General features: G+C 69.2%; 2 protein-coding genes. One reads left to right on the top strand and one right to left on the bottom strand.

Annotated features, from left to right (window positions below):
* Positions 1-180 precede the first annotated feature (180 nt).
* Positions 181-360: a hypothetical protein gene (locus E1289_RS40395; RefSeq protein ID WP_347813621.1), complete on the bottom strand. Its 180-nt coding sequence runs from the start codon at positions 358-360 to the stop codon at positions 181-183.
* Between E1289_RS40395 and E1289_RS36735 the strand changes: the two genes are divergently transcribed.
* The coding region (locus E1289_RS36735) for an SDR family NAD(P)-dependent oxidoreductase (protein ID WP_347813620.1) at positions 361-3841 on the top strand (3481 nt) is incomplete at its 3' end. It abuts the gene before it with no gap.

Here is a 3841-nt window from a genome sequence, read left to right as displayed (position 1 = left end):
CCACACACCCCCCACACCACACCCCTCCCCACCTACCCCTTCCAGCATCGGACCCACTGGCTCCACACGAGACGCGGCACCAGCGCTGAGAGCCTCGGGCTCGGCTCCAGCGGACATGAGCTTCTCAAGACCGAAACAGAGCTCTCCAGCTCAGGGACTCTTCTCTTCACCGGACGCCTGTCAGCGCAGGACCTTCCTTGGCTCGCCGACCACGTGGTGCGCGACACCGTCCTGCTCCCGGGCGCCGCGTTCGTCGAACTCGCGCTCCATGCCGGGAGGCAGGCAGGACTGCCGCACGTCGAGGAACTCACGCTCGAGAGCCCCTTGCTCCTGCCCGAACAAGGTGGCGTCGATCTCCAAGTGACCGTCGAACCCACCGACGACGATGGCCGCCGGGCCATCACCATCCACTCGCGTCCGGTCACCGCCGATGCCGCAGTCTCCTGGACCCGGCACGCCACGGGCAGCCTCACTCCGCTTCCGGTCTCCACCGGGGAGGATGAGAAGGCGAGACAGTGGCCGCCACCGGGCGCCTCCCCCATCGACCTCACCGGCTTCTACTTCCGGCTGGCCGGGCACGGTTACCAGTACGGTCCCGTGTTCCAGGGCGTCACCCGGGCATGGCATGGCCCCGACGGCCGCTACGCCGAGATCGCCCTCCCAGGCGACACCGACACCACCGGATACGGCATCCACCCCGCACTCCTCGACGCCGCCCTGCACACGCTCCTCCCCGACGCGCAGAACGAGGACGAGTCGATCCAGCTCCCGTTCACCTGGCGGAACGTCACTCTTCACGCCGTCGGGGCGTCCGTCCTCCGTGTCGAACTCCGGTCCGAGCAGGACCAGGCCGCGATCACGGCGCATGACCCTGACGGCAATGTCGTCATGACCGTGGGCACCGTGACACTTCGCCCCATTCCCGCGAAGCGCCTCGCCTCCGCGAACAGCACGAGCGACCGCTTCCTCTTCCGGCAGGAGTGGAGGACGACGCCTGTCCGGGTTTCGGGTGGGCGACTCCCGGCCTACACGCTCATCGGCGACGGCGATGACGCGGAGCCTGCGGCCACCGCCGAGGCTCATCACCCCGATCTGCCCAGCCTGCTTCGGGCGATCGACGCCGGAGGCCCGGTACCGGCGTTCGTCCTCTGGCGCTGTCCGGTCCCATCAACGGCCGATGTCGTGGGCCACACGCACAGCCTCATCGCGAGCGTTCTGGATCTGCTGAGGACCTGGGTCGAGGACGACCGGCTGCGTTCGTCGCGGCTGGTCGTCCTCAGCCGTCAGGCCGTGTCCGCCGACCCAGACGACGTCATCGAGGTTCCGTCTCTCGGGGCGGTGTGGGGGCTGGTGCGCACCGCCCAGACCGAGCACCCCGATCGATACGTCCTGGTCGACGTGGACGACGATCCCGCCAGCCTGGCCGCGCTGCCCACCGCGCTCGGCAGCGGCCATCCTCAGCTGGCAGTGCGCCGCGGAGACCTCCGCACTCCTCACATCGCACAGACCGCACCGCTGACAGAGGACCTCGCTCCGGAGCCGCCCGACCCGGACGGGACCGTTCTGATCACGGGAGGCACCGGAACGCTGGGCGCGATCGTCGCTCGTCACCTCGCCGCCGAGCACGGCGTCCGGCATGTCTTGCTCGCCAGCCGTTCCGGGCCCGACGCGCCGGGCGCCACCGAACTGCGCGCCGAGCTAGCCGATCTGGGCACCGAGGTGGTCGTCGCGGCCTGCGACATCACCGACCGGGAGGCGCTGTCCGACCTGCTGTCAGCGATTCCCGCCCGGCATCCGCTCACCGCGGTCGTTCACACGGCGGGGGTCCTCGACGACGGCACCCTTGCCAATCTGAGCCGCGACCAGGTCGGCAAGGTCCTGGCGCCCAAGGCCGACGCCGCCTGGCACCTGCACGAACTGACCAAGGACAGGAACCTCAAGGCGTTCATCCTCTTCTCGTCGATCGTCGGCGTTCTCGGTTCCCCCGGCCAGGGCAACTACGCCGCCGCCAACGCCTTCCTCGACGCCCTCGCCCACCACCGGCATGACCGGGGCCTTCCCGCCACCAGCCTCGCGTGGGGCCTCTGGGACCAGGCGAGCGGAATGACCCGCCACCTCAGGGAGGGCGACCACGCGCGGCTCACCCACGCCGGGCTCAGCCCGCTGAGCACCCGGCAAGCCCTCCAGCTCTTCGACACCGCCTTCACCCACCCTGGCGCCTCACTCATTCCCGCCAAGCTGGACACCACGGCACTTCATGAGCGGCGCCCGGAAACCTCCGGCACCGCCCATCCCTCCTCGGAGGAGGAATTCGCGGAGTTGGTGCGCGCCACCGCCGCGGTCGTCCTGGGCTACCCGGGTCCTGAAGCCATCGAATCGGGGAGCACCTTCAAGGAGCTGGGGTTCGATTCCCTCACCGCCATCCAGATCCGCAACCGACTCGCTGATGTCACGGGGCTGCGACTGCCCGCCACGCTCATCTTCGACCACCCCACCCCGGCGGGCCTCAGTGCCTACCTTCACCAACTGGCGGCGGGAGAGCCGACAGAGGCCCCGGCAGGGAACTTCCGTGAATCGGTCGACGAGCCGATCGCGATAGTGGGGATGGGGTGCCGGTACCCGGGTGGTGTGTCGTCTCCCGAGGATTTGTGGGAGCTGGTCGAGCAGGGCCGCGACGCCATCACCCCGTTCCCCGACAACCGGGGCTGGGACCTGGACGCCCTCTTCGACCCCGACCCCGATACACCCGGGAAGTCCTACGCGCGTGAGGGCGGGTTCCTGCACGACGCCGACCAGTTCGACGCCGCGTTCTTCGGGCTCTCCCCCCGCGAGGCTACGGCGATGGACCCCCAGCAGCGGCTCCTGCTCGAAGTCGCCTGGGAAACCATCGAACGCGCCGGCATCGACCCCACCACACTCAAAGACACCTCCACCGGCGTCTACACCGGCGTCATGTACAACGACTACGCCGGCCGTCTCCGCGAGGCCCCACACGATCTCGAAGGGCATCTCGGCAACGGCAGCGCGGGCAGTGTCGCGTCGGGCCGAGTCTCCTTCATCCTGGGCCTGCAGGGACCTGCGGTCACCGTCGACACCGCATGCTCGTCCTCCCTCGTCGCACTTCACCTTGCCGTCCAGGCCATCCGTACCGGTGAATGCGATCTGGCATTGGCCGGCGGCGTCACTGTCATGTCGTCCCCCACGATGTTCGTCGAGTTCAGCAGGCAACGTGGCCTCGCCTTCGACGGCCGATGTAAGCCCTTTTCGGCGGCGGCCGACGGCTTCGCAGGCGCGGAGGGCGTCGGTCTGGTGCTGCTGGAACGGTTGTCGCACGCCCAGCGCAACGGCCGGCACATCCTGGCCGTGATCAAGGGGTCGGCGGTCAACCAGGACGGCGCCAGCAACGGCCTCACCGCACCCAACGGACCCTCACAAGAACGCGTCATCCGCCAAGCACTCGCCGGTGCTCAGCTTGACCCCGGTGATGTGGACGCCGTCGAGGCCCACGGCACGGGCACCGCACTGGGCGACCCCATCGAGGCCAACGCGCTACTCGCGACCTACGGCACCCACCACACGCAGGACCGGCCGCTCTACCTGGGCTCTCTGAAATCCAACATCGGTCACACGCAGGCCGCCGCAGGGGTCGCCGGGGTCATCAAGATGGTCCAGGCCATCAACCACAGCCACCTCCCCCCAAGCCTGCACGCCGACGAGCCCTCCCCCCACATCAACTGGGATTCGGGAACCGTCTCCCTGCTCAGCCAGGCTCAGCCCTGGCCCGAGGTCGACCGGCCCCGCCGTGCCGCTGTGTCCTCCTTCGGAGTCAGCGGCACCAACG

The organism is Actinomadura sp. 6K520, assembly GCF_004349245.1.
Taxonomy (GTDB): domain Bacteria; phylum Actinomycetota; class Actinomycetes; order Streptosporangiales; family Streptosporangiaceae; genus Spirillospora.
This window is presented reverse-complemented; position numbering and strand designations above follow the sequence as displayed.